Here is a 25,314-nt window from a genome sequence, read left to right on the forward strand (position 1 = left end):
TAACTATCCATCATGTGGTTTCAATTTGAAACCAGTTGCGAAGGAGTCTGCCCGATGAATCGCTGGATATCCCTCTTGCTTGCCTCTACCAGCGCCATGGCCGTGGCCACGGTCTATTTCGCTCAGCCTTTGCTCGAGTCGATAGCCAGAGACCTCGGCGTGGCGCAGCAGCAGATCGGTTGGGTGGTCGGCGCAACGCAGGCGGGTTATGCCGTTGGGCTGATCCTGATCGTGCCCCTTGGCGATCTGATCGAGCGCAAACGCCTGCTGCTGGTGCAACTGCTGCTCGCCACCGTGGCCTTGATCGGTGTTGGCCTGGCGCAGCAGTGGCTGGTTCTGCTGGCTGCTTTGGCCCTGGTCGGGCTGATGGCGGTCATGGTGCAGGTCATGGTCGCCCACGCCGCCACCCTTGCCACCCCGGCCAGTCAGGGTCAAGCGGTGGGCACGGTCACCAGCGGTGTGGTGCTGGGCATTTTGCTGGCACGTCTGGTTTCAGGTGTGCTCGCCGACCTGGCCGGATGGCGTACGGTGTACTTCGTGGCGGCGGTTGTGCTCATGCTGATGGCCGTGGTGCTCTGGCGCTGGTTGCCCGCCAGCCGGTTACCTGCGCAACGGCCAGGCTACCTGCAACTGATCGGCTCGTTGTTCACCTTGTATCGACACGATCGTCTGCTGCGCCGGCGCGGGCTGTTCGGCCTGTTGATCTTCGCGGCGTTCAGCGCGTTGTGGAGTGCCATGGTGTTGCCCCTGAGTGCGCCACCGCTCGCGCTCAACCATACCGAGGTCGGCCTGTTCGGCCTGGCGGGTATCGCCGGTACCTTGGCGGCGTCGCGGGCCGGTCGCCTGGCTGATCGAGGGCTGGGTGAGCGTACCACCGGGCTGGCGCTGGGCCTGCTGACGTTGTCGTGGCTGCCGGCAGCCTTTGTCGGGCACTCGCTGACGGCGTTCGCGCTGGGTGTGCTGATGCTGGATTTTGCGGTGCAAGCGGTGCATGTCACCAACCAGAGCCTGTTGCTGGCGGGGCGTGGGGCGATGGCCAGCCGGTTGATCGGCGCCTACATGTGTTGCTACTCGATCGGCAGTGGTCTGGGGGCGGTGCTGGCGAGTTGGGTTTATGCGCGCTGGGGCTGGATTGCGGTGTGTGGGCTGGGGATGGCGATCAGTGCGCTGGCGCTGGGGTGCTGGTCCTGGGGGCAACGAGAAAGGGCGACCGAAGCCGCCCTGCCGTGTTCAGGTCAGAACTTGTAACCAAGGCCGACCATGTACACCCAAGGGTCGACATCGACGTCGACCTTGGTCTTGCTGTAGCCCAGTGCGGTCGGGCCGTTGACGCTGGCCTTGGTGTCGATGTCGACATACCAGACCGAGGCGTTCACCAGCAGGTTGTCGGTGATCATGTAGTCCATGCCCAACTGGCCGGCGATACCCACCGAGTCCTGCAGCTTGAGGTTGCTGAAGCCCTGTTGCTTGCGCTCACCGGTCAGGTCTTCATCGAAGAACAGGGTGTAGTTGATGCCGACGCCGGCATAGGGCTGGAACTTGGAGTTAGGCTCCATCGGGTAGTACTGCACGGACAGGGTCGGTGGCAGCTGCTTGATGTCGGCCAATTTGCCGTCCAGCCCGCCGCCCAGGCCTTTGACGCCTACGCTGTGCTTGAACGGAGTCGCAGCCAGCAGCTCCAGGCCGACGTGGTCGGTGAGCATGTAGGCGAAGGTCAGGCCCAGCTGGGTGTCGCTGTCCAGGGTCGCCTTGGTGCCTGACACCTTGTTGCCGTCGAATTTCAGGTCGCCGCTGCTTTCGTTCGGAGCAGTGGTGATGGCACCGGCGCGGACGATGACATCACCCGCTTTGTGGGCGTGGGCAACAGGGGCGGCGAGCGCAAGGGCCACAAGCGAGGCACCGAGCAAGGACTTGTTCATGGAAGCTCCCAAAGGACGTGAGTAATTGAATAGTCCAATGGTACGGAGCTGAATAAACGGAATGTTTGACCCAGCTCAAAGAAGCGTCATCACGAATTCGAAACAGTTCTCACTTGAGAACATAAGTGTATATTTTCTCGGCTTCCATCTGGTATCCGGCGTCGGCCAATTCGCTGCTGGAGGCTCTAACCTGCATCTTTCCCTCGATCCAGTAGGGCTGATAGAGGTCCTCCACACGCACACCCATTTCGCTGAAGATATGCACGATCTGGTTCGACGGCGGCGGTGGCACATGGATGCAGGCGCCGTAGTAAGGCACCAGCAAGAACTCCGTGGTGCGGCCTTCTTCGCTCACCTCCAGCGGCACGATGTAGCCAGGAATCTTGACCTGCTGGCCATCGAGGCTTTTCACCACCGGGGCGTCGGGCCCTTGCTGGCGTGCCGGCGGGGCCGATTCGGCAGACAGCGCATCGCTCAGCTGCGACATGTCGTGCAGCGGCGCCAGTTGTGGCGGGATGATCGGTGCGCCTTCAGGGATAAGCGCAGGCCAGTCCAGTTCACGTACCCCATCTGCCCAGGCTGGTAGAGCCAGTGAGAGCAGCACGGCCAGCAAGAGCTGTGCTGCCTGTCCCGGCCTCTTCGCGGGTAGACCCGCTCCCACAAAGTCCTCCACAGCTTTCAACGTCAGCGCAGTACCTGTGGGAGCGGGTTTACCCGCGAAGAAGGCGATGAGGTTCCGGATCATTACACTGACTCTCAGAGATGAATCGACAAGCCATCGGCCAGCGACTGCCGATAGGCTCGCCAGGCCGGTACGCTGCCCATCAGCAGCGCTGCGCCAAGGATGATAGCCAGCAGCGTCCATTCATGTGCGCTAGGCAAGGCCAGGGGCAGGTACAGGCCGTAGTTGGCCTGCACGTAGCCTTGGGCCAGGGCGATGCCTGCGTACAGCAACCCAAGCCCCGCCGCGATGCCCGTCACCGCCAGCGCCAGCGCTTCGAGTACCAGCAGCCCGGCGATATGCCACGGGCGTGCGCCCACCGAGCGCAGGATCGCCATCTCCCGGCGGCGTTCGTTGAGGCTGGTGAGAATCGCCGTGAGCATGCCAATCAGGCCGGTCAACACCACAAACAACGACACCACGAACAACGCCTGCTCGGCGGTGCCCATCAGGCTCCACAACTCCTGCAAGGCAACCCCAGGCAGAATCGCCAGCAACGGCTCGCTGCGGTACTCGTTGATTTCGCGCTGCAGGCTGAAGGTGGCGATCTTGTTGTTCAGGCCGAGCATGAACGCGGTGATGGCTGCCGGCTGCAGGTCCATGGTCCGCGCCTGATCGGCGCTGATGCGACCGGCACCACGGGCCGGCACGCCGTTGTGCCAGTCGATGTGGATGGCCTCCATGCCACCGAGGCTGATGTGCAGGGTACGGTCGACCGGCGTGCCGGTGCGTTTGAGCACGCCGACCACGGTGAACGGTTTGTCGTCATGCTTGACCAGGCTGATCGCGGCCACGCCGTGCGCCAGTACCAGCTTGTCGCCCAGCTTGTAGTGCAGCGCTTCGGCCACTTCGGCGCCGAGCACCACTTCGAACGGGTCGCTGGCAAACTCACGGCCCTGGCTCAGTTCCAGATGCTGCCGGCGACCGTATTGATAGTGGCTGAAATAGTCCGTGGTGGTGCCCATCACCCGATAGCCACGGTGCGAATCGCCCAGTGAGATGGGGATCGCCCACTTTACCCGCGGGTCTTGGGCATAGTGCTGGTAGCTGTCCCAGCGGATGTTGTTGGTGGCGTTGCCGATGCGAAATACCGAATACAGCAGCAGGTTCACCGAGCCCGAGCGGGCGCCGACGATCAGGTCGGTGCCGCTGATGGTGCTGGCGAAGCTGGCGCGAGCCTCGGTGCGTACGCGTTCGACAGCCAGCAACAGGCACACCGACAAAGCGATGGCGAAGGCGGTGAGAAAGGCGGTGAAACGGCGGTTGGCCAGGCTGGCCAGGGCAAGGCGGAGCAGGTACATCAGGCCTCCCGAGGCTTGGCGGCGCGGTTGAGTTCGGCCAGTGAAAGGTGACGGTCGAACAACGGTGCCAGGCTTTGGTCATGGCTGACGAACAGCAGGCTGGAACCGGCTGCGCGGCATTCGTCGAACAGCAGGCGAATGAACGCTTCGCGGGTGTCTGCATCCAGTGCCGAGGTCGGCTCGTCGGCAATCACCAGTTCCGGCTGGCCGATCAGGGCGCGGGCGGCGGCGACGCGCTGCTGCTGGCCGATCGACAGGCTGTCGGCACGCCGTGCAAGCAGCGCCGGGTCAACCAGGCCCAGGTGCGCGAGCAGTTCGCTGGCGGCCTGGTCGACGCTGCCGTGGCGCTGGATGGCACGTTCGGCGCGGCTGCGCGAGAACCGGCACGGCAACTCGACGTTTTCCCGCACCGAAAGGAACGGCAGCAAGTTGAACTGCTGGAAGATGTAGCCGGTGTGGTCGACACGGAAGCGGTCGCGCGCGCCTTGGCCGAGCATGGCGAGGTCCTGCCCCAGTAGCTGGATACGCCCCTGGCCCGGCCGATTGACCCCGCCCAGCAGGCCCAGCAGGGTGGTCTTGCCACTGCCGCTGGGGCCCTTGAGGAACAACGCTTCGCCGGCTTGCAGGCGGAACGCCGGGATATCCAGCAACGGCGCCTGGCCGGGCCACGCGAACACCAGGTCCTGCAGTTCAATCAACGCCTGGCTCATTTCAGAACGCGACCACGGCCTTGGCGGGCGAGGTCTCGACGCCTTTCTGGCCGTTCGGGCCGATCAGTTGCACATTGATCTTCTGGGTGGCCGGGAAGGCCTTGTACAGCGGGGTAAGGTCGATCTGGGCGAGGTTTTCCGGGTTGGCGCAGGTCAGCTGGTAGTGGGCATTGATGTCACTGTGCACGTGGCCTTTCTCATGCTCGTCAGCGTCGTCGTCAGCTTTGGCCGCGTCACCAAACAACGGGCTTTCGAGCTCTTGCTGGTCTTCCTTGCAGCCGGCGGCCGAGGCCAGGGCGAACAGCTTCAGCGGTTGTTCGAGCTGCTGGCGCACAGCAGCCACCTTGGCCTTGTCGGCATCGCTGCTGGCCATGTGCTCGAAGCCCACCAGGTTCATCGCCGGGCTGTCCAGCTCCAGTTCCAGGGTGTTGCCGTCGAGAACCGCGTTGAGCTTGGCCACGCCATGCTCGTGGGCTCCGAGGGTGCCGTGGGCGTGATCATGATCATGTTCGTCGTGGGCATGAGCCACGGCCAGGGGCAGCAGGGCGAAGGGCAGGGCGAGCAGCAGACGACGCATGGACGACTCCGGAGCGGGCTTAAAGATTCGGTTATGTTATAACAACTTTTCTTCGCGCCGCCAGCCTGCGTGGCGCAGGTTTCATGTTGCGGTAGGATGGCTGCATTGACCTGAGCTCAAGGAATGCATCGTGAGAATTCGTGGACAGATTGGTGACTGGCCGGTGGACCTGACCATCGAGCTGGAGCCTTCGGAATGGGCGCAGTTGGGGCGGCAGATCGAAAAACCGCTGCCTGAGCCGGTAGCCACGACAGCGTCGTCGCGCCAGGACGATGGGCAGTGGAATGCAGCACTTGAGGTACTGCGCCTGGCAGGGCAGATGAGCGGGCCAGAGTTGCTGGACCGGTTGGAAGGGCTGGCCGGGAGTACTGCGGCGGGCAAGCGTTTGCTGGTGCGCTTGCGGCATAGCAGTAAGGTGAAGGTGGAAAGTGGCGTGGATGCGCCGGTGTATCACTGGGTGGGGTAAGGTTCTGGATGCTGGGGCCGCAAAGCGGCCCCGGCATTCTCAGGCTCAGAACATGGCCGAAGACAGGCGACGGCGGTATACGCCAACCAACGGATGATCGCTGCCCAGGAGTTCGAACACCTGCAGCATGGCCTTCTGCGGCAAACCGTTTTCATACGCACGGTTACGCTGGAACAGTTTCAGCAACCCTTCCAACGCCGCCTCGTACTGCTGGCGCGCCAGTTGCTGGATGCTCAGCTGGTAAGCCGCTTCGTCATCCTGCGGGTTCTGCGCCAGGCGGCTCTTCAGGTCAGCGATTTCCGGCAGGCTGGCGGCCTGGCGCAGGAAGGTCAACTGCGCCTTGGCACCGGCCAGCGCGGCCTTGTGTTCGTCGGTCTTCACCGCATCCAGCACTACCTGGGCTTCCCCCAGCTCCCCACGCTCGGCCAGGCAGCGGGCGTACAGGATCAATGCCTCGGCATTGCTGTTGTCTTCGCCCAGCAGTGCTTGCAGCGCAGCTTCGGCCTCGGCGAAACGGCTTTCGGCAAACAGCGCCTTGGCTTGCTCCAATGGCGAAGCGGTTGGCGCGGGAGGCAGTTGCACATGCGGCTCTAGCATGACGCGGATCGCCGACTCCGGCTGCGCACCGGCAAAGCCGTCGACCGGCTGGCCATCCTTGAACAGCACCACGGTCGGCAGGCTGCGGATACCGAACTGGGCCACCACTTGCTGCTCGACGTCGCAGTTGATCTTGGCCAGCAGCAGTTCGCCCTGGTAACCCTCGGCGATCTTCGCCAGCAGTGGCATCAGCGCTTTGCATGGCGCGCACCACTCGGCCCAGAAGTCCACCAGTACCGGCTTGTGGAAGGAATTCTCGATTACCAGTTGCTGGAAGTTGGCATCGGTGGCATCGAAGATGTAGGGCAGATCTTTACTAGGGGCTAGGCTCATCGCGACTCTCGCAAATCCGTGATTCGCACCACTATAAAGGCTCGCGGCTGGCGTGGTACAGGCTGACTCGGCGGAATTCGTGTGGCTCTGCCAGGTCTGGCAGGGTAAGGGCTTCGAGCACGCCAAGCTGTTGATACAGCGGGTGGCTGAAATCACGCACGCGCGAGTCGGCCACCAATGCCTGGCGACCACGGCCAAGGAAGGCGTCGAGCAGTGGCAGGTTGGCGCGGTCGTAGAGTACGTCGGCCACCAGGATCAGGTCGAAGCGGTCATCTTCGGCGAAAAAATCGCTGCTGTAACCGAGCTCCACCCCATTCAGTGCGGCGTTGGCGCGGCAGGCGGCGAGGGCCAGCGGGTCGAGATCGCAGGCCACTACCTCCAACGCGCCTGCGCGGGCAGCGGCAATCCCGGCGATGCCGGAGCCGGCGCCAAAGTCGAGCACACGCTTGCCAGCCACCCATTCCGGGCGCTCGGCCAGGTAACGCGCCATCGCCAGGCCGCTGGCCCAGCAGAAGCTCCAGTACGGCGGATCTTCGAGAATGCGCCGGGTTTCTTCGCTGCTGAAGGCGCGGTCCATGTTCTGGTCATCGATCAGCCATAGCTTGAGCTCGCACTCGGGCAAATCGCTGATCACCAGGCGCGCTTCACCGATCAGGCCGCTGAGGGCCTGTTGCAGGGCAAGCGGCGCCATTTACGGCGCCTTCTCGAATCGCAGCGGGCCGGTGGCCTGGGTCTGGGCCTGGATGATGCGTACAGGGGGCAGGTGCATGATCAACTGGCCGGAATTGCTGGCGCGGCCGCGCAGTTCCACGCGGGCACCCGCCGGGAAGGCTTCGGGGTTGAAACGCAGGTGATAGGGCAGGGCCTTGCCAGTGCCGGTCAGGGTGCTGCTGGCCAGCAGCTGTTGCGGGCGGTCGCGGTCGTCGATGACCAGCAGCGCCAGCTCTACGTCGGCGCCGGCGGGGATCTCCAGCAAGGTGCCGCTCAGTTCTCGTTGATAGGCCGGCAATGGGCCAAGCGGTTCGGCGTTTTTCGCTACCTTGGCCGATGCTGGCGCGGGGACTGCTTCGGTTTTGGGGCGGTCACTGCCGCAGGCGGCGAGCAGGGAAGCGCAGCACAGCACGACGAGCGCACGAAGATGCATGGGTGGGTCCTTCACGGGCAGAATTGTATGGATGTTAACCCCTTTGGCTTGTCTTGCCAGTGCAATGCGCTACCATGGCCCTCCCTTTTTTTGTTGCCTGCCACCATGCACTGTCCCTTTTGCGGTGCCAACGACACCAAGGTCATCGACTCGCGTCTGGTCGCCGAGGGCGAACAGGTGCGCCGACGCCGTGAATGCGTCGCCTGCGGCGAGCGCTTCACCACCTTCGAAACCGCCGAGCTGGTGCTGCCCCGGCTGATCAAGCAAGACGGCACTCGCCAGCCCTTCGATGAAGAGAAGCTGCGGGCCGGCATGCAGCGTGCGCTGGAGAAGCGCCCGGTCAGCGTCGAGCGCCTTGAAGCGGCGCTGGCGCATATCAAGAGCCGCCTGCGCGCCACTGGCGAGCGCGAGGTCAAGTCCTTGGTGGTGGGCGAAATGGTCATGGCCGAGCTGCGCAAGCTCGATGAAGTGGCCTACATCCGCTTCGCCTCGGTGTACCGGCGCTTCCAGGACCTCGACGAATTCCGCGAAGAAATCGACCGCCTGGCCCGCGAGCCGGCTAAAGAGTGAGCATGCCCAGCCAGACCGCGATCCTCGACGCCCATTACATGGCCCGCGCGCTGGAGCTGGCGCGCAAGGGCGTGTACACCACCCACCCCAACCCGCGTGTGGGTTGTGTGATTGTGCGCGATGGCGAAGTGGTCGGTGAAGGCTGGCACGTGCGTGCCGGTGAGCCGCACGCCGAAGTGCATGCCCTGCGCCAGGCCGGCGAACGAGCCCGCGGCGCCTGCGCCTATGTCACCCTTGAGCCGTGCAGCCACCATGGCCGCACGCCGCCGTGCGCCGAGGCGCTGGTCAAGGCCGGTGTGGCCCGGGTGGTCGCCGCCATGCAGGACCCCAACCCGCAAGTCGCCGGTCAAGGCCTGCGGCGCCTGGCAGACGCCGGCATCATCGTGGCCAGCGGCGTGCTCGAAGCCGAGGCCCGCGCGCTCAACCCCGGCTTCCTCAAGCGCATGGAACACGGCCTGCCGTTCGTCCGCGCCAAGCTGGCGATGAGCCTGGACGGCCGTACCGCCATGGCCAGCGGTGAAAGCCAGTGGATCACCGGGCCCGCTGCCCGATCGGCGGTGCAACGCCTGCGCGCCCGTTCCAGCGTGGTGCTGACCAGTGCTGCCAGCGTGCTGGCTGACAACGCGCGGATGACCGTGCGTGGCGCCGAGCTGGGCCTGGACCCCGAAACCACCGCTCTGGCGCTCAGCCGTACGCCGTTGCGCGTGCTGATCGACGGCCGCCTGCGCCTGCCGCTGGATGCGCCGTTCTTTCAGGCCGGCCCGGTGCTGGTAGTCACCGCTGTCGCAGATGACCCGCGCTATGCCGCCTTCGGCCATGAACTGCTCAGCCTGCCGGGCGACAATGGCCAGGTAGACCTGCCGGCATTGCTGCAGGCGCTGGCCACCCGCGGTGTCAACGAAATCCTGCTGGAGGCTGGCGCCGGCCTGGTCGGCGCCTTCGCCCGCCACGGCCTGATCGACGAGTACCTGTTGTTCGTCGCTGGCACTTTCCTCGGCTCCCAGGCCCGGCCGTTGCTGGACTGGCCGCTGGACAAGATGAGCCAGGCGCCGCGGCTGAAAATCACCGAAATGCGCGCAGTGGGCGATGACTGGCGGGTCACGGCCATACCTCTGCCGGCACCCGGCGTATAATGCCGGGCTTGCCCCGCGCAACCCGTTTCTGAGGAAGTCCCCATGTTCACCGGCATCATCGAATCCATCGGCACCATTCGCAGCATGACCCCCAAGGGCGGTGACGTGCGCGTATACGTCGAAACCGGCAAGCTCGACCTGGGTGACGTCAAGCTCGGCGACAGCATTGCCGTCAACGGCGTGTGCCTGACCGCCGTCGAGCTGCCGGGTAATGGTTTCTGGGCCGACGTCAGCGTCGAGACCCTCAAGCGCACCGCCTTCATCGACCTTAAAAGCGGTAGCAAGGTCAACCTGGAGAAAGCCCTGACCCCGACCACCCGCCTGGGCGGCCACCTGGTCAGCGGCCATGTCGACGGCGTCGGCGAAATCATCTCGCGCAGCGATAACGCCCGCGCCATCCAGTTCCGCGTGCGTGCACCCAAGGAACTGGCCAAGTACATCGCCCACAAGGGTTCGATCACCGTCGACGGCACCAGCCTGACGGTCAACGAGGTCAATGGCGCCGAATTCGAGCTGACCATTGTCCCGCACACCCTGTCCGAAACCATCATGGCCGACTACCGCGCAGGGCGTCGGGTGAACCTTGAGGTCGACTTGCTGGCCCGTTACCTGGAGCGTTTGCTGCTGGGCGACAAGGCCGCCGAACCGAGCAAGGGCAGTGGCATCACCGAAAGCTTCCTGGCCGCCAACGGCTTCTTGAAATCCTGATTGAGAAGGGGGTGCCGAGTGGCGCTCAACAGCATCGAAGAACTGGTCGAAGACATCCGCCAGGGCAAAATGGTCATCCTCATGGATGACGAAGACCGCGAGAATGAAGGCGACATCATCATGGCCGCCGAGTGCTGCCTGCCTGAGCACATCAACTTCATGGCCAAGCACGCCCGCGGCCTGATCTGCATGCCGATGACCCGCGAGCGCTGCGAGACCCTGAAGCTGCCGCTGATGGCACCGCGCAACGGCTCGGGCTTCGGCACCAAGTTCACCGTGTCGATCGAAGCCGCCGAAGGCGTCACCACCGGCATTTCCGCCGCCGACCGCGCGCGCACCGTGCAGGCTGCAGCAGCCAAGGACGCCAAGGCCGAAGACATCGTCAGCCCGGGCCACATCTTCCCGCTGATGGCCCAGCCTGGCGGCACCCTGGCCCGCGCCGGCCACACCGAAGCGGCCTGCGACCTGGCGCGCATGGCTGGCTTCGAGCCGAGCGGTGTGATCTGCGAAGTGATGAACGACGACGGCACCATGTCGCGCCGTGCCGAGCTGGAAGTGTTCGCTGCCGAGCATGGTCTGAAGATCGGCACCATCGCCGACCTGATCCACTACCGCATGATCCACGAGCGCACCGTGCAGCGCGTCTCCGAGCAGCCGATCGAGAGCGAGCTGGGCGAGTTCAACCTGGTCACCTACCGCGACGCGGTGGAAGGCGACGTGCACATGGCCCTGACCCTGGGCAACATCTGCGCCGAAGAGCCGACCCTGGTGCGCGTGCACAACATGGACCCGCTGCGTGACTTGCTGCTGGTCAAGCAGCCTGGCCGCTGGAGCCTGCGCGCAGCCATGGCCGCCGTCGCCGAGGCTGGCAGTGGCGTGGTGCTGCTGCTGGGCCACCCGCTGGACGGCGACGTGTTGCTGGCGCATATCCGCGAAAGCGCGGGCGATGCACCGACCAAGGCGCCGACCACCTACAGCACCGTCGGTGCCGGTTCGCAGATCCTGCGCGACCTCGGTGTGCGCAAGATGCGCCTGATGAGTTCGCCGATGAAGTTCAATGCGATATCCGGATTCGATCTGGAAGTTGTAGAATACGTGCCCTCCGAGTGACTTGAGGCGGCATTGACGCCCTGAGCTCGAGTCCAGACCCCTGTCGAGGCCGCTTGTATGCGGCCTCGCTCTTGAAGATGAGAATATCGGAATGACCCTGAAGACCATCGAAGGTACCTTCATCGCCCCCAAAGGTCGCTATGCTTTGGTGGTTGGCCGCTTCAACAGCTTCGTCGTCGAAAGCCTGGTAAGCGGCGCCGTTGATACCCTGGTACGCCACGGTGTCAGCGAAAGCGACATCACCATCATCCGTGCCCCGGGTGCGTTCGAAATCCCGCTGGTGGCACAGAAAGTCGCCCAGCAAGGCGAATACGACGCGATCATCGCCCTGGGCGCAGTGATCCGTGGCGGTACCCCGCACTTTGAATACGTGGCGGGCGAATGCACCAAGGGCCTGGCCCAGGTGTCCATGGAGTTCGGCGTACCGGTGGCCTTCGGCGTTCTGACCGTCGACTCCATCGAGCAAGCCATCGAGCGCTCCGGCACCAAGGCTGGCAACAAAGGCGGTGAAGCTGCCCTGTCCGCACTGGAAATGGTCAGCCTGCTGGCGCAGTTGGAGGCCAAGTGATTAGCGACGAAAGCGATCGTTTCAACCCGCGCGATCCAAAACCTGCGGATGCCGGCAAGCCATCGAAGAGCGCCAAGCGTCGCGAAGCCCGCAAGCTCGCGACCCAGGCCCTGTATCAGTGGCACATGGCCCAGCATTCGCTGAACGAGATCGAAGCGCAGTTCCGGGTCGATAACGATTTCACCGATGTCGACGGTGCCTATTTCCGCGAGATCCTCCACGGGGTCCCGGCAATCAAGGGCGAAATCGACAAGGCGCTGGTGCCTTGCATGACCATCGCACTGGAAGAGCTCGACCCGGTTGAGCTGGCGGTGCTGCGCCTGTCCACCTGGGAACTGATCAAGCGCGTCGACGTACCGTACCGCGTGGTGATCAACGAAGGCGTGGAACTGGCCAAAGTCTTCGGTGCCACCGACGGCCACAAGTTCGTCAACGGCGTGCTGGACAAGCTCGCTCCGGCCCTGCGTGAAGCAGAAGTCAAGGCGAACAAGCGCTGATACTGGCGCTGCCGGCCCATGGGTGAGTTCGAGCTGATCAACCATTACTTCGCCGCCGCGCCCTGTGCGCAGGGCGGCGAGGGCGTGGTGCTGGGCATCGGCGACGATTGCGCCCTGCTCGACCTTCCCCCCGGTGAACAACTGGCGGTGTCGACCGACACCCTGGTCGCCGGGGTGCATTTCCCCGCTGTCTGCGATCCGCTGCTGCTTGGCCAGCGCTCGTTGGCCGTGGCGGCCAGTGACCTGGCAGCCATGGGCGCGACGGCGATCGGCTTCACCCTCGCCCTGACCCTGCCTGATGTCGGCCCCGACTGGCTGGCGGCCTATGCCGATGGCCTCAGTCGCATGGCCCAGCGTTGCCGCATGAGCCTGATCGGTGGTGACACCACCCGTGGCCCGCTGAGTATTACCGTCACCGTGTTCGGCCGCGTGCCGGCTGGCCAGGCGTTGCGCCGCAGCGGCGCGCGGCCGGGTGACCTGCTGTGCGTCGGCGGTTCGCTGGGCAAGGCGGCAGGGGCGTTGCCGCTGGTACTGGGCGAGCGCGAGGCAGCGGCCGAACTGGCCGGGCCACTGCTCGACCACTACTGGTCGCCGATGCCACAGCTCGACCTTGGCCAGCGGCTGCGCGGCCGGGCCACGGCGGCGTTGGACATTTCCGATGGCCTGCTCGCCGACTGTGGGCATATCGCCAAGGCATCCGGGGTCGCGCTCGAGGTGAACCTGGCGCAGGTGCCAGTGTCTCCTGCTCTGGAGGCCTTCCTTGGGCACGATGCGGCCCGGCTGGCAGCGCTGACCGGCGGCGACGACTACGTACTGGCATTTACCCTTGCGCCTGAGGCGCTCGCTCCGTTGACCGACCTTGGTTTCGCCGAGGTGCACGTTATCGGGCGCGTGCTCGAAGGCCAGGGCGTGACCCTGCGCGACCTGCAGGGCCAGGACATCACCCCGCTTCAACGGGGCTATCAACACTTTAGGGAGACACCGTGACCGACCACCCCAACCAGGTGCCTGCGGAGTTCGTTCCGCCCTCGGTCTGGCGCAATCCGTGGCACTTCATCGCCTTCGGCTTCGGCTCTGGCACCCTGCCCAAGGCCCCTGGCACCTGGGGTTCGATGGTAGCGATTCCGTTCATCCCGCTGTGGCAGATGCTGCCCGACTGGGGCTACTGGCTGTTGCTGGGCGTGATGATGCTTTTCGGGTTCTGGCTGTGCGGCAAAGTCGCTAACGACTTGCGCGTGCACGACCATGAGGGCATTGTCTGGGATGAGATGGTCGGCATGTGGATCACCCTGTGGCTGGTGCCGGAAGGGTGGCAGTGGATCCTCGCAGGGTTCCTCATGTTCCGCTTCTTCGACATCCTCAAACCATGGCCGATCCGCTGGATTGACCGCCATGTGCACGGTGGTGTCGGGATCATGCTCGACGATATCCTGGCTGGTGTGTTCGCCTGGCTGGGCATGCAGATTCTGGTGTGGGCGGTAGGCTGAGGCAGGGAGCGTTTCGATGGCCATGAGGACTGTGCTGCTGGCAATGATGCTGAGCCTTGCCCCCTGGGTAATGGCGGCCGATGCGTTACCGAAGCAGATTCACCTGGTCAGCGAAGAGTGGATCGACTACACCAATGCCGATGGCAGTGGCGTGGCCTGGGATGTGCTGCGCAAAGTGTTTGAGCCTGCGGGGGTCAAAGTGCTGACCCAGAGCGCGCCGTACAGCCGCGCGGTTGGCCTGGTCAAGCGTGGTGAGGCTGATGCCTGGGTCGGGTCGTACAAGGATGAAAACGACGATAACCTCTATCCGCGCTGGCATTTCGACATGGACCACATCTATGCCTTGGGGCTGGCCACCACTGCGGTGCCGACCTTGGCCACCGTCGGCCAGTACCGCCTGGCCTGGGTGCGCGGCTATGACTACAGCAGTTACTTGCCCAACGCGCACAACTTCCGCGAGATCCAGCGCCGTGAAGGGATCTTGCCGATGCTCGAGCATGAACGGGTGGATTTCTACATCGATGCGCAGACCGAAGTCGACTACGTGCTCGGGCAGGCTTCGCAGCCAGAGCGTTTTCGCAGCACCCATGTGGCCGAACTCCCGTTGTACCTGGCGTTTTCCAAGAACGAGCACGCCAAGGCCCTGCGCGACCTGTTCGACGAACGCATGGCCGAGCTGGTGCACAGCGGCGAGTTGAAGCCGATCTTCGAGCACTGGAAGCAGCCTTATCCCTTCACCCCGGACAGCAAGCCGCAGTAGCCGTGCAATTGCCCGATGCCTGCGAGATCCCTGTGGGAGCGGGTTTACCCGCGAAGCAGGCGACGCGGTGGGTGGCACCGGCTTTGCCGGTGTTCGCGGGTAAACCCGCTCCCACAGGCGTTGCGCGGGGCACAAAGCCAGGCCCTGCTAAGCATCGAACTTTTCGATCTTAAGCTACGGTATTCAACGAGCGCACACGCGGCGACCTGCTGATACAATCGGCTCACGAGAAATTACCTACTTTATCCAGGAGCACAACGTGCCCGTCGTCTTTGTTGCCGCCTCGAAACTTCCGACTCCCTTTGCGACCTTCACCATGCATGGCTTCCTCGACGAAGCCACTGGCCGTGAGCACGTGGTGCTCAGCCTGGGTGATTTCGCCGACGGTGAGCCGGTGTTGGGGCGTCTGCACTCCGAGTGCCTGACCGGCGATGCCCTGTTCAGCCAGCGCTGCGACTGCGGTTCGCAGCTGGAAGCCGCGCTGCAGGCAATCGCCCGCGAAGGCCGTGGTGTGCTGCTGTACCTGCGTCAGGAGGGCCGTGGCATCGGCCTTTTGAACAAGATCCGCGCCTATGAGCTGCAAGATGGCGGTGCTGACACCGTCGAGGCCAACGAACGCCTGGGCTTCGCCGCTGACCAGCGCGACTACGCCATGTGCCTGCCGATGCTCGAGCACCTGGGCGTGAAGTCGCTGCGCCTGATGACCAACAACCCACGCAAGGTCAAGGCGCTGACCGACATGAACATCAAGGTCGCCGAGCGTGTGCCACTGCACACCGGGCATAACCCGCACAATCGTTACTACCTGGCCACCAAGGCCGGCAAGCTCGGCCACATGCTGGGTAACGAACACCAGGGCGAGGTGCCCCAGGCGTGACCCGCGGCGAGGTCAAGCGGCGCCTGGCGCTGGCTTGGTGGCAGTACCTGGCAGTCGGCCTGGTGCCGCTGCCGGTCATGGCCTGGGCCTTCGGTGGTGGCGATGCGCTGATCCCGGTGCTGGCGATGCCGCTGTTCATCGCCGGTGCCGCGACCATGTTCCTCAGCCTGCCGCGCTTCGGCGCCTATAAGCGGGCGCTGATCGCCACCTCGAAGGTGCTTGGCACCCCTGAAGAGCCTGCAGCCTGGATAACCCTGGCGCGGGTGCGGCGCATGGCCATGTTGTTCGCATGCTTCCCGGCCTGGGTCGCTGCGCTGTCGGTGCTGGTCGGGCTTGAGGCGGTGCCGCAGTTCCTCCTCGCGCTGTCTACCGTGGTGGTGCTTTACCTTTACCGCATTCCACGTCAGCTGGGCTGATGCGCGTCCTGCTTTGCCTGTTGGCACTGCTGGCCCTGACCGCGAGGGCCGGCGAACCCTTGCGCGTGGTCAGCCTCGCGCCGTCGATGAGCGAGATCATGCTCGAACTGCGCGCCGATGACCTGCTGGTGGGCGTGCTCGATGGCGGCGAGCGACCGCAGGCACTGCAGCGGCTGCCTTCGGTCGGGCGCCACGGCCAGCTGGACATGGAAACGCTGCTCAGCCTGAAGCCCGACCTGCTGCTGCTCTGGCCTGGCAGCGTGGCACCGGCCCAGCGCGACCAGCTCAGGCGCTTGGGTATCGCCACGTACAGCGCTGAACCCCATAACCTGAACCAGTTAATCGAACAGATCGAGGCCATTGCCGTGCGTGTCGGGCGGGGCGAGCAAGGTCGTCCATACGTGCAGGCCCTGCGCGAGCGCCTGCAGCAGTTGCGCCAACAGTACCGGCGTGAGCAGCCGCTGCGGGTGTTCTACCAGGTCTGGGACCGGCCGCTGTACACCTTGGGTGGGCAACAGGTGGTCAGCGATGCCCTGGCGGTGTGCGGGGCGCGCAATGTCTTTGCCGACCTGAGCCAGCCGGCACCACAGGTGAATGTCGAGTCGGTGCTGATGCGTGACCCGCAGGTGATCCTGGCAGGTGACAAGGCGCAGCTTTCGAGTTGGAAGGCTTGGCCGCGGCTGAGCGCGGTGGCAGGGGATGGTTTGCTGGTGGTGCCAGACAAGGGCCTGGAGCGGCCCAGCGGGCAGATGATCGAAGCCACCGCCCGCCTGTGCGCGCTGCTGGCCGCTAGAGTGCCGGCGTCCAGGTGACGCTGAACAGCGCGGTGCGGCCTTCTTCTCGGTAGCCATAGCTGGCCCCGTCGAAGCTGTAGAGTGCCCGGCTGTACTCCTTGCCCAACAGGTTATCCAGCTTTACTTCCAGCTTCAGTGCCTCAGTAGCCATCCAACCTGCACGCAGGCCCAGCAGGCCGTAGCCGCCGAGCCGATTGCGGTTGGCCTCGTCGTCGTAGCTGGCGCTCACGGCTTGCCAGCTGGCGCCTACAGTGAACCGATCAAACTGACGATCCAGGTCCACGCTCAGGGTGCGCCGGGCACGGCGGGCGAGGGTGTGGCCACTGTCGCGGTCACGCGGGTCGATCAGCGCAAGGCCAAGTTGGCTGCGCCATTCGCCCCATTGCTGATCAAGTGCCATTTCCAGGCCATTGATACGCGCCGCAGCCACGTTCTGCGGGATCGCGTCCTGGCCGAAAATGATCGCATCGCGCAGGTCGGTGCGGTACAGCGAGGTTTCCAGGCGGCTGTCGTGGGTGAGCTGGCTGCGCCACTGCAGTTCATAGCTCTTCGAGCGCTCGGGCTTGAGGGCCGGATTGCTGAACTGCGGGTAGTACAGGTCGTTGAACGTCGGGGCACGGAAGCCTTCGCTGTAGGACAGCAGCACATCGTTCTGGGTATTCAACGGTACAGTGAGGCTGCCGCTCCAGGTAGTCTGGCCACCGAACTGCTGGTTCTGGTCGCGGCGTACGCCCACCTCGGTGGAAAAACTTTCTCCGCTGTATCGGTGCTGGATGAACGCTGCACGGTTCCAGCGGCTGTCCTCGGTGAAGTCGGTACTGCCGTGCACACGGTCTTCGTACCAGTCGCCTCCCAGCAGCAGGTTATGCCGTTCGGCCAGGGCCAGGTCGTTCTGCCAGGTGACCTGATCGCGGTAGGTGTCGAACACGAAACGCTCGTCGCTGAGCTTGTCGCGCTTGTCGTCACGGTTTTCGCTGTGGCCAAGCTCAAGGCGCGAATGCCACGCCTCGTTGAGCTGCGCATCGAAGTAGCTGCCCAGGCTGCTGACGCTGAAGTCGGTGTAGGGTTTTTGCCCGAAACTCTGGAAGGTGACCGGGTCGAAACGGCCGAACGGGTTGTCGTATTCGCTGCGGCCGCGGCTGTCGAGCAGGTTCAGGCCGGCTTCGAAACGCTCGCCGAAGGTGTGGCTCAGGCTGAGGTTGAGCGACTTGTTACGGTAGGCGTCGTGGTCGCCGTCGCTGGCGAACGACGGCCCGGTTGAGTCGATGCCCGCGGTTTCATCAAGGCTGGCGCCGAGGTTGAAACGCGTGGCGTTGTCACCGCCGGAAAGCCCCAGGCTACGCTGGAACGTCTGGTTGCTGCCCGCCGCCAGGCGCAGGCGCGGTTGCAGGCCGGGGCCGCTGCTGCGGCGGGTGAAGATCTGGATCACCCCACCGATGGCGTCACTGCCGTACACCGCCGAGCGCGAGCCGCGCAGCACTTCGACGCGTTCGATCTGGTCGACATCCAGAAATTGCAGGCCGCTGTCACCGGAGGTGGCGTTGGCGATGCGCACGCCATCGACCAGCACCAGGCTCTGGGCGGCCTTGGTGCCACGGATGAAGATGCCTGGCAGGCTGCCACGGCCACCCGTAGGCGCTACTTGCACGCCTGGCACGCGGGTGAGCAGGTCGGTGACGCTGCCAGGTTGCAGGCGGTCGATATCGGCGCGGGTGAAGACGGTGTTGGCGGCGCTGGTGGTGGTCCGCGATTCGACCTGGCGGTTGGCGCTGATCAGGATGTCGGGGAGCTTGAGGGCGTCGTCGCGTTCGGCGGCCAGCAACGGAATGGGGAGGCAGAGCAGGGTGGCAAAGGTTGAGGTTTTCATTGGCTGTTCCATTTTGCGAGGGCTGCGCCCTCGACCGCGACACACGGCCGCTCCTACAGGATTGCGCGATCCTGTGTCGGAGCGGCCTTGTGTCGCGAAAGGGCCGCAAAGCGGCCCCAAAACCTACAGCCCAAGCATGGCCATGCGGGCCTTCACCGAGGCTTCGATGCCGGCAGCATCCAGCCCGCACTCGGCCAGCATCTGTGCCGGTTTGGCATGCTCGACATAAATATCTGGCAGCCCAAGGTGCAGTAGCGGCTTGACCACGCCTTCATGAGCCAGGAACTCGCCCACGGCAGCCCCAGCGCCACCCATGATGCTGTTCTCTTCGATGGTCACCAGCAACTCATGGCTGGCAGCCAGTTCCAGCACCAGGGCCTCGTCCAGCGGCTTGACGAAGCGCATGTCGACCACGGTGGCGTTGATCTGCTCGGCAACCTGCAGGGCCTCGGCCAACTGCACGCCAAACACCAGCAGGGCAACTTTTGCACCCTGTCGGCGAACCACGCCCTTGCCGATTTCCAATGGTTCTAGGTCGCCACTGATCGGTGCGTTCGGACCGGTACCACGTGGGTAGCGCACAGCCGCCGGGCCGTTAAACAGGTGGCCGGTGCTGAGCATCTTGCGCAGCTCGTTCTCGTCGCTTGGGGTCATCACCAGCATGCCCGGGATGCAGCGCAGGTACGACAGGTCGTAGCTGCCGGCGTGAGTCGGGCCGTCTTCGCCCACCAGGCCGGCACGGTCGATGGCGAACAGCACATCAAGGTTCTGCACCGCCACGTCATGAATCAGCTGGTCGTAGGCGCGCTGCAGGAAAGTGGAGTAGATCGCCACCACCGGCTTGCTGCCTTCGCAGGCCATGCCGGCGGCGAGGGTGACCGCGTGCTGCTCGGCGATCGCCACGTCGAAATAACGCTGCGGGTAACGCTCGCTGAAGGCGACCAGGTCGGAGCCTTCCTTCATGGCCGGGGTGATGCCCACCAGGCGGTTGTCGGCGGCAGCCATGTCGCACAACCACTGGCCGAACACGGCGGAATACTTCGGCCCGCTGACCTTCTTCGGCGCAGCCGGCTTGTCGGCAGGCTCCAGCTTGGTGATGGCGTGGTAGCCGATCGGGTCGATCTCGGCCGGGGCGAAGCCCTTGCCCTTCTTGGTCACCACGTGCAGGAACTGGGGGCCCTTGAGGTCACGCATGTTGCGCAGGGTGGCGATCATGGTTGGCAGGTCGTGGCCGTCGATCGGGCCGATGTAGTTCCAGCCCAGCTCTTCGAACAGCGTGCCAGGCACCAGCATGCCCTTGGCATATTCCTCGGTGCGACGGGCGATTTCCCAGGCACCGGGCAGGCGCGACAGCACCTTCTTGCTGCCTTCGCGCATGCTCGCGTAGGTGCGGCTGGAGAGGATCTTGGCCAGGTAGTTGGACAAGCCGCCGACATTGCGCGAAATCGACATGTCGTTGTCGTTGAGGATCACCAGCATGTCGGCGTTGACTTCCTGGGCGTGGTTCAACGCTTCGAAGGCCATGCCGGCAGTGAGGGCGCCGTCGCCGATCACGGCGATCGACTTGCGGGCACTGTTCTGCAGGCGGGCGGCAATGGCCATGCCCAGCGCTGCGCTGATCGAGGTGCTGGAGTGGCCGACGCCAAAGGTGTCGTATTCGCTCTCGCTGCGGCGCGGGAAGGCGGCGATGCCGTCCTTCTGGCGCAGGCTGAGCATGCGGTTGCGGCGCCCGGTGAGGATCTTGTGCGGGTAGGCCTGGTGGCCGACGTCCCACACCAGCCGGTCATCCGGGGTGTCGAAGACGTAGTGCAGGGCGATCGTCAGCTCGATGACGCCCAGGCCGGCGCCGAAATGCCCACCGGTCTGACCAACGGTGTAGAGCAACTCCTGGCGCAATTCGTCGGCCAGGGTCTCCAGGTCGGCTTCGGCCAACCGGCGCAAGCCGGCAGGCGTGTCAGCGCGGTCGAGCAACGGCGTGACCGGGCGTTCGCGGGGGATCTCTTGAAACGTCGTGGGCATCAGGCGAGTCGTTATAGGTGTGTGAAGACGCGGCAGTTTACCCCATTGTGGGAAAAGTGCCCATTCGACCACGGGTTTCGCGGACCCTGTGGGAGCGGGTTTACCCGCGAATGCCATGTTGGACTTACCACAGCATTCGCGGGTAAACCCGCTCCTGCAGGGGATTGGAGTCAATCCTTAATGACGGCGCTCGACGATATAGCGCGCCAACGCCCGCAGCGGCTCGGCGGATTCACCAAAACCTTGCAGGGCGAGCAGCGCCTGGTCGCGCAGTTCGATTGCATAGGCCTTGGCAGCTTCCAGCCCCAGCAGCGCGGGGTAGGTCGGTTTGTCACGGGCGATGTCGGCGCCCTGGCGCTTGCCCAGGATGGCGGTGTCGCTTTCCACGTCGAGGATATCGTCCTGCACCTGGAATGCCAGGCCGATGGCTTGTGCGTAGGTCTGCAGGGCTTCCAGCTGCGCCTGCTCGGCGCGGGCACTGGCCAGGGCGCCGAGGCGCACGCTGGCTTCGATCAGGGCGCCGGTCTTGTGCCGATGCATGAATTCCAGAGCCTGCTGGTCCAGCTTCAGGCCGACCGAACCAAGGTCGATGGCCTGGCCGCCGACCATGCCCGCAGGGCCTGCGGCCTTGGCCAGGGCCTGGACCATGGCCAGGCGGGTACTGTCGGCCTGCGGGCTCAGGCGCGGGTCGAGCAGGGCGCTGAAAGCCAGGCTCTGCAAGCCATCACCGGCGAGAATCGCGCAGGCCTCGTCGAAGGCTTTGTGGGTGGTTGGCTGGCCACGGCGCAAGTCGTCATCGTCCATGGCTGGCAGGTCGTCATGGACCAGCGAATAGGCGTGGATCAGCTCTACCGCACAGGCCGCGCCGTTGGCTTGCTCGGCGGGCGCGCCAAGGGCTTCGCAGGCGGCATAGGCGAGCAACGGGCGCACGCGTTTGCCGCCATTCATCACGCTGTAGCGCATGGCCGCATAAAGGCGTTCCAGCTCTTTGGTCGGGGCGATGAACAGTGGTTCGAGGGCGGCGTCGACGCGGGCCTGGCAGCTGGCCTGGTAAACAGTGATCATGCTTCTGGCTCCGCATCGAACGGTTGCGCGGTGAGTTCGCCGTCACGTTCCAGCAGAATCTGTACTTTCTGTTCGGCCTGGGCCAGGGCCCCCTGGCAATCGCGGGTCAGGGCGATGCCTTGCTCGAACGCGGCCAGCGAGTCTTCCAGCGACAGTTCACCGTTCTCCAGGCGCTCGACCAGGGCTTGCAGGTCGGCGAGGGATTGTTCGAAATCGATGGAGGCTTTTTTGCGGGCCATGGCGACAGTCTCGGTGGCGGGTCAGAACCGCGCGACGTTAGCAGAGCGGCGCGGGGGGAGCAAACTTCAGGCAGCTTGAGGCTGGATTTGCCTGCCTCTTCGCGGGTAAACCCGCTCCCACAGGTACTAGGCAGGTTTCGAATCCAGCAGAGCCCCCTGTGGGAGCGGGTTTACCCGCGAATGGGCCGCAAAGCGGCCCCGTGCGACAGATCAGGCCGGCTCTGCTTCCCGCTCGACCATGGCCTCACGGCACCGCGCCAGCTCCTCGATGGTCAGCACCGGCAGGTTGTACTGCCGCGCATACACTGCCACCTGCTCGCCCCGCGCCATGCTGCCATCGGGGTTCATCAGCTCGCACAGTACCGCTGCCGGGCGCAAGCCGGCCAGGCGTGCCAGGTCCACCGAGCCTTCGGTGTGGCCACGACGGGTCAGCACGCCACCATCACGTGCACGCAGCGGGAACACATGGCCTGGGCTGACGATATGGCGCTGCTCGGCGGTCGAACGCAGCGCCGCTTCGATGGTGGTGATGCGATCCTGCGCGGAAACGCCAGTGCTCACGCCCTCGGCCGCTTCGATGGTGACGGTGAAGCCAGTGCCGTGGCGGGCCTGGTTGTTCTGCACCATCGGCGCCAACTGCAGGGCATCGACAGTGGCTTCGTCCAGGCACAGGCAGACGATGCCGCTGCAGTCGCGGATCATCATGGCCATGGTCTGCAGCGACAGGTTCTCGGCGGCGGCGACGATATCGGCTTCGTCCTCGCGGTCGTCATCGTCGAGCAGCAGCACAGGGCGCCCGGCCTGGAAGGCGGCGACGGCGGCGGATACGTTGGGGAATTGTTTTTGCAGCAAAGGGGACATGAAACGCTCCTCGTGAATGATCGATGAACGTCTCGGGGCGAACAAAATGCGCGCGCAGGGGCGCCCGAATGGCCCCTGCCTGACGCCTTCTTTCATCCGGACTATGACCGTCGGCTCTGGAGTCGCACCAGATCTGCTGACCCCCGGCATGGCCGGGGCGCTCGCGGGCTCATCTTTCGATTTACCGCCGGTGGGGACTTGCACCCCGCCCTGAAGACCGGCCAAGCATACAGCACTGTGCCACCTCGCTGGCAACCCGCACATCTACGACCTTCGGCGGTATCCTGCAGGCATGGCTCAACAGGAACAGCTCAATGGACATTCTTCAGGTCGCCGGCGGCAAGCCGGTCAAACTGTGGACCGACGGTGTGCCGGTCGAGGACGACGCCCGCCGGCAACTGCTGAACACGGCGAAGATGCCGTTCATCTTCAAGCACCTGGCGGTGATGCCGGATGTGCACCTGGGCAAGGGCTCGACCATTGGCAGCGTGATTCCCACGGTCGGCGCGATCATTCCTGCGGCGGTGGGCGTGGACATCGGCTGCGGCATGATCGCCGCGCGTACCTCGCTGCAGGCGCGTGACCTGCCAGACAACCTGCATGCCCTGCGAAGCGCCATCGAGCAGGCCGTGCCCCACGGCAAGACCTTTGGCAAGCGCGACCAGGGGGCCTGGGACAATGTGCCGGGTTCTGCAGATAAAGCCTGGGGCCAGCTCGCCGGGCGCTTCAACGCTATTACCGACAAGTACCCGCGCCTGGAAAAGACCAACAACCGCCACCACCTTGGCACCCTGGGTGGCGGCAACCACTTCATCGAGGTGTGCCTGGACGAGGCCGACCGGGTCTGGTTCATGCTGCACAGCGGCTCGCGTGGTGTGGGCAATGCCATCGGCAACCTGTTCATCGAACTGGCCCAGGCCGACATGCGTCAGCACCTGGCCAATCTGCCGGACAAGGACCTGGCCTACTTCGTGGAGGGCAGCCGCCATTTCACCGACTATGTCGAGGCGGTGGAGTGGGCGCAGGACTTTGCCCGCTGCAACCGCGAGTTGATGATGCAGGCGGTGGTCGCGGCTGCCCGCAAAGCGCTGGGCAGAACCTTCGAGGCAAGCCTGGAGGCGGTCAACTGCCACCACAACTATGTGCAACGTGAGCAGCACTTTGGCCGCGAGGTCCTGGTGACGCGCAAGGGCGCGGTGTCGGCGCAGCAGGGGCAGTTGGGCATCATTCCCGGCTCCATGGGCGCCAGAAGCTTCATCGTGCGGGGGTTGGGTAACGAGGAGTCGTTCTGCTCCTGCAGCCATGGCGCGGGCAGGGTGATGAGCCGCACCAAGGCCAAGAGCCGCTTCACCGTGGAAGATCAGCGGCGGGCCACGGCGCATGTGGAGTGCCGCAAGGACAAGGACGTGATCGACGAGATTCCCATGGCGTACAAGGACATCGATGCCGTGATGCGGGCGCAACAGGAATTGGTGGAAGTGGTGCATACCCTGCGGCAGGTGGTCTGCGTGAAAGGTTGACCTGTACCGGCCTCTTCGCGGGTAAACCCGCTCCCACAAGTCCTGCACCAACTTCAAAATCTGTGCAATCCCTGTGGGAGCGGGTTTACCCGCGAAAAGGCCGGTACAGGCTTACCGAGACAGGTCTTCGATCACCTTACCCAGCGAAGCTGGCAGCATCGGCCCATGCCCCAGCCCTTCGAAGCGCTCAAAGCGCACCCGCAGCCCTTGCACCCTGGAAAGATCAGCCGCCAGCGCCCGCGCCGGCCGCTCCACATCGCCCTTCACCGGCATACGCGGATTCGCCGGCTCCTCGCTCCCGCGCATCAGCAACAACCGCGGCCGGCTGTTACCCAGGCGCGGCTGCAACCCCTGCGCCTCACGCACGATCGCCCCGTCGTTCCACCACAGTGATGGGCTGGCCGCTGCATAGTCGCTGAACGCCCCTGGCCGGGTGAACAGCGCATGCAGCACCGCCAAACCGCCATAGGAGTGCCCCCACAGCGTCTGCCGCTGCAGGTCGATTGGCGCCACGCCCGCCACCAGCGGCCGCATCTTCAGGGTCAGCAAATCAAGGAACGCATCCACCCCACCGCTGGGCTCACCCGTGAGTGGATCGCGCTGCTCGGCCTGCCCAGGCAGCGCCGGGGTGTAGTCGAAGGTACGCCCGGCGCGCGCGATACGCTGTTCGGTCTGGTACCCCACGGCTACCAGCAACGGCGCCTGGCCGGCGGCGAGCTCGCTCAGTTGCTGGCCATCCAGCGCGCCAATTGCCGCATTGCCGTCGAGCATCCACAGCACCGGATAACCGGCCGCAGGCGCCGGGCGATCCGGCTTGCCGATCCACAGACGGTAGTGGCGCAGGCCGTCCGCCGAGTCCAGGTCAAGGTGACTGAAGCGGTAGGCCAGGTCCTGGCGCTGCAGCAACGATGTGTCCATCTTCTGCTCTCGCTCTGGCTGTGCCACGGCAACTGGGGTGGCCAGCGCCAGGGCCAGCACCAGGGGCAGGGTCATCTTGCTCATCAGGTGTCTCGTCAGGGCGTTGCGAGGATCGCAAGGCTTGAAAGCCCCAGATG

General features: G+C 64.7%; 29 protein-coding genes and 1 riboswitch. Of the genes, 15 read left to right on the top strand and 14 right to left on the bottom strand.

Going from position 1 to position 25,314, the window contains the following annotated elements; all coding sequences use genetic code 11:
- Window positions 1-54: 54 nt before the first annotated feature.
- The gene (locus H040_RS17465) at window positions 55-1,248 is read left to right on the top strand and encodes an MFS transporter (RefSeq protein ID WP_027917826.1); all 1,194 of its coding nucleotides are present in this window, start codon (window positions 55-57) and stop codon (window positions 1,246-1,248) included.
- Here H040_RS17465 and H040_RS17470 read toward each other — a convergent pair.
- The 5 genes from H040_RS17470 to H040_RS17490 form a co-directional block, all read right to left on the bottom strand.
- Complete coding sequence (locus H040_RS17470) at window positions 1,236-1,919, bottom strand: OmpW/AlkL family protein (protein WP_027917825.1); 684 nt, start codon at window positions 1,917-1,919, stop codon at window positions 1,236-1,238. The genes H040_RS17465 and H040_RS17470 overlap by 13 nt on opposite strands.
- A 109-nt stretch (window positions 1,920-2,028) precedes the next feature.
- Entirely contained in the window at window positions 2,029-2,664 is a 636-nt protein-coding gene (locus H040_RS17475) for a DUF3299 domain-containing protein (RefSeq protein WP_256208039.1), read from the bottom strand.
- Window positions 2,665-2,675: 11 nt separating this feature from the next.
- A complete protein-coding gene (locus H040_RS17480; protein ID WP_027917823.1) occupies window positions 2,676-3,941 on the bottom strand; it encodes an ABC transporter permease in 1,266 nt (421 codons plus the stop codon).
- Window positions 3,941-4,651, bottom strand: coding sequence for an ABC transporter ATP-binding protein (locus H040_RS17485; protein WP_027917822.1), 711 nt, complete (start codon window positions 4,649-4,651; stop codon window positions 3,941-3,943). The genes H040_RS17480 and H040_RS17485 overlap by 1 nt, the downstream gene beginning before the upstream one ends.
- Before the next feature lies 1 nt (window position 4,652).
- Window positions 4,653-5,228, bottom strand: coding sequence for a DUF2796 domain-containing protein (locus tag H040_RS17490; protein WP_027917821.1), 576 nt, complete (start codon window positions 5,226-5,228; stop codon window positions 4,653-4,655).
- Between the two features lie 130 nt (window positions 5,229-5,358).
- On the opposite strand from H040_RS17490, the gene H040_RS17495 reads away from it, so the two are divergent.
- Window positions 5,359-5,694: a hypothetical protein gene (locus H040_RS17495; protein ID WP_027917820.1), complete on the top strand. Its 336-nt coding sequence runs from the start codon at window positions 5,359-5,361 to the stop codon at window positions 5,692-5,694.
- 45 nt (window positions 5,695-5,739) lie between these two features.
- Here the strand turns inward: H040_RS17495 and trxA are convergent, their stop codons facing one another.
- The 3 genes from trxA to H040_RS17510 are packed head-to-tail and all read right to left on the bottom strand — an operon-like array spanning window position 5,740 to window position 7,768.
- Complete coding sequence (gene trxA, locus H040_RS17500; RefSeq protein ID WP_027917819.1) at window positions 5,740-6,624, bottom strand: thioredoxin; 885 nt, start codon at window positions 6,622-6,624, stop codon at window positions 5,740-5,742.
- Between the two features lie 31 nt (window positions 6,625-6,655).
- Window positions 6,656-7,315, bottom strand: a complete 660-nt coding sequence (locus H040_RS17505) for a class I SAM-dependent methyltransferase (RefSeq protein WP_027917818.1) — start codon at window positions 7,313-7,315, stop codon at window positions 6,656-6,658.
- The gene (locus H040_RS17510) at window positions 7,316-7,768 is read right to left on the bottom strand and encodes a YbaY family lipoprotein (protein ID WP_027917817.1); all 453 of its coding nucleotides are present in this window, start codon (window positions 7,766-7,768) and stop codon (window positions 7,316-7,318) included. It abuts the gene before it with no gap.
- 105 nt (window positions 7,769-7,873) lie between these two features.
- Here H040_RS17510 and nrdR point away from each other — a divergent pair, with 105 nt between their 5' ends.
- The 12 genes from nrdR (at window position 7,874) to H040_RS17570 (ending at window position 16,706) form a co-directional block, all read left to right on the top strand.
- Window positions 7,874-8,338 (top strand): transcriptional regulator NrdR, encoded by a 465-nt coding sequence (nrdR, locus tag H040_RS17515; protein WP_003255402.1) that lies wholly within the window; start codon window positions 7,874-7,876, stop codon window positions 8,336-8,338.
- 2 nt (window positions 8,339-8,340) lie between these two features.
- Complete coding sequence (ribD, locus tag H040_RS17520; RefSeq protein ID WP_027917816.1) at window positions 8,341-9,471, top strand: bifunctional diaminohydroxyphosphoribosylaminopyrimidine deaminase/5-amino-6-(5-phosphoribosylamino)uracil reductase RibD; 1,131 nt, start codon at window positions 8,341-8,343, stop codon at window positions 9,469-9,471.
- Between the two features lie 42 nt (window positions 9,472-9,513).
- Window positions 9,514-10,179, top strand: coding sequence for a riboflavin synthase (locus tag H040_RS17525; RefSeq protein ID WP_027594907.1), 666 nt, complete (start codon window positions 9,514-9,516; stop codon window positions 10,177-10,179).
- Between the two features lie 18 nt (window positions 10,180-10,197).
- Window positions 10,198-11,289, top strand: a complete 1,092-nt coding sequence (gene ribBA / locus H040_RS17530) for a bifunctional 3,4-dihydroxy-2-butanone-4-phosphate synthase/GTP cyclohydrolase II (RefSeq protein ID WP_027917815.1) — start codon at window positions 10,198-10,200, stop codon at window positions 11,287-11,289.
- A gap of 91 nt (window positions 11,290-11,380) precedes the next feature.
- Window positions 11,381-11,857, top strand: a complete 477-nt coding sequence (gene ribH / locus H040_RS17535; RefSeq protein ID WP_027917814.1) for a 6,7-dimethyl-8-ribityllumazine synthase — start codon at window positions 11,381-11,383, stop codon at window positions 11,855-11,857.
- A complete protein-coding gene (gene nusB, locus H040_RS17540; protein WP_003255393.1) occupies window positions 11,854-12,354 on the top strand; it encodes a transcription antitermination factor NusB in 501 nt (166 codons plus the stop codon). The genes ribH and nusB overlap by 4 nt, the downstream gene beginning before the upstream one ends.
- 18 nt (window positions 12,355-12,372) lie before the next feature.
- On the top strand, window positions 12,373-13,341 hold the full coding sequence (gene thiL, locus H040_RS17545) for a thiamine-phosphate kinase (protein ID WP_027917813.1): 969 nt from the start codon (window positions 12,373-12,375) through the stop codon (window positions 13,339-13,341).
- Window positions 13,338-13,841 (top strand): phosphatidylglycerophosphatase A family protein, encoded by a 504-nt coding sequence (locus tag H040_RS17550; RefSeq protein ID WP_027917812.1) that lies wholly within the window; start codon window positions 13,338-13,340, stop codon window positions 13,839-13,841. The genes thiL and H040_RS17550 overlap by 4 nt, the downstream gene beginning before the upstream one ends.
- A 16-nt stretch (window positions 13,842-13,857) precedes the next feature.
- Window positions 13,858-14,601 (top strand): substrate-binding periplasmic protein, encoded by a 744-nt coding sequence (locus H040_RS17555; RefSeq protein ID WP_027917811.1) that lies wholly within the window; start codon window positions 13,858-13,860, stop codon window positions 14,599-14,601.
- 259 nt (window positions 14,602-14,860) lie between these two features.
- Window positions 14,861-15,478 carry a GTP cyclohydrolase II gene (gene ribA / locus H040_RS17560; protein WP_027917810.1) on the top strand — a complete coding sequence of 206 codons (618 nt, stop codon included), beginning with the start codon at window positions 14,861-14,863 and terminating at the stop codon, window positions 15,476-15,478.
- Window positions 15,475-15,894, top strand: coding sequence for a hypothetical protein (locus tag H040_RS17565; RefSeq protein ID WP_027917809.1), 420 nt, complete (start codon window positions 15,475-15,477; stop codon window positions 15,892-15,894). The genes ribA and H040_RS17565 overlap by 4 nt, the downstream gene beginning before the upstream one ends.
- On the top strand, window positions 15,894-16,706 hold the full coding sequence (locus tag H040_RS17570; RefSeq protein ID WP_027917808.1) for a cobalamin-binding protein: 813 nt from the start codon (window positions 15,894-15,896) through the stop codon (window positions 16,704-16,706). Before H040_RS17565 ends, H040_RS17570 begins: the two co-directional genes overlap by 1 nt.
- On the opposite strand, the gene H040_RS17575 is transcribed toward H040_RS17570, so the two are convergent.
- The 5 genes from H040_RS17575 to ribB all read right to left on the bottom strand — a co-directional run bounded on the left by H040_RS17575 (window position 16,684) and on the right by ribB (window position 22,739).
- A complete protein-coding gene (locus H040_RS17575) occupies window positions 16,684-18,555 on the bottom strand; it encodes a TonB-dependent receptor domain-containing protein (RefSeq protein WP_027917807.1) in 1,872 nt (623 codons plus the stop codon). The genes H040_RS17570 and H040_RS17575 overlap by 23 nt on opposite strands.
- Before the next feature lie 123 nt (window positions 18,556-18,678).
- Window positions 18,679-20,574: a 1-deoxy-D-xylulose-5-phosphate synthase gene (gene dxs / locus H040_RS17580; protein WP_027917806.1), complete on the bottom strand. Its 1,896-nt coding sequence runs from the start codon at window positions 20,572-20,574 to the stop codon at window positions 18,679-18,681.
- Window positions 20,575-20,751: 177 nt separating this feature from the next.
- Window positions 20,752-21,639 carry a (2E,6E)-farnesyl diphosphate synthase gene (gene ispA / locus H040_RS17585; protein ID WP_027917805.1) on the bottom strand — a complete coding sequence of 296 codons (888 nt, stop codon included), beginning with the start codon at window positions 21,637-21,639 and terminating at the stop codon, window positions 20,752-20,754.
- Complete coding sequence (locus H040_RS17590; protein ID WP_027917804.1) at window positions 21,636-21,878, bottom strand: exodeoxyribonuclease VII small subunit; 243 nt, start codon at window positions 21,876-21,878, stop codon at window positions 21,636-21,638. The genes ispA and H040_RS17590 overlap by 4 nt, the downstream gene beginning before the upstream one ends.
- A gap of 210 nt (window positions 21,879-22,088) precedes the next feature.
- Window positions 22,089-22,739 carry a 3,4-dihydroxy-2-butanone-4-phosphate synthase gene (gene ribB, locus H040_RS17595; protein ID WP_027917803.1) on the bottom strand — a complete coding sequence of 217 codons (651 nt, stop codon included), beginning with the start codon at window positions 22,737-22,739 and terminating at the stop codon, window positions 22,089-22,091.
- An 80-nt stretch (window positions 22,740-22,819) separates the two neighbouring features.
- Window positions 22,820-22,961, bottom strand: a riboswitch (FMN riboswitch).
- 92 nt (window positions 22,962-23,053) lie between these two features.
- Between ribB and H040_RS17600 the strand changes: the two genes are divergently transcribed.
- A complete protein-coding gene (locus H040_RS17600; protein ID WP_027917802.1) occupies window positions 23,054-24,259 on the top strand; it encodes an RtcB family protein in 1,206 nt (401 codons plus the stop codon).
- Window positions 24,260-24,370: 111 nt separating this feature from the next.
- Here H040_RS17600 and H040_RS17605 read toward each other — a convergent pair whose 3' ends face one another.
- Window positions 24,371-25,261 carry an alpha/beta hydrolase gene (locus H040_RS17605; protein ID WP_027917801.1) on the bottom strand — a complete coding sequence of 297 codons (891 nt, stop codon included), beginning with the start codon at window positions 25,259-25,261 and terminating at the stop codon, window positions 24,371-24,373.
- Between the last annotated feature and the right edge of the window lie 53 nt (window positions 25,262-25,314).

This window comes from Pseudomonas sp. URMO17WK12:I7, assembly GCF_003269045.1.
Lineage (GTDB): Bacteria > Pseudomonadota > Gammaproteobacteria > Pseudomonadales > Pseudomonadaceae > Aquipseudomonas > Aquipseudomonas putida_J.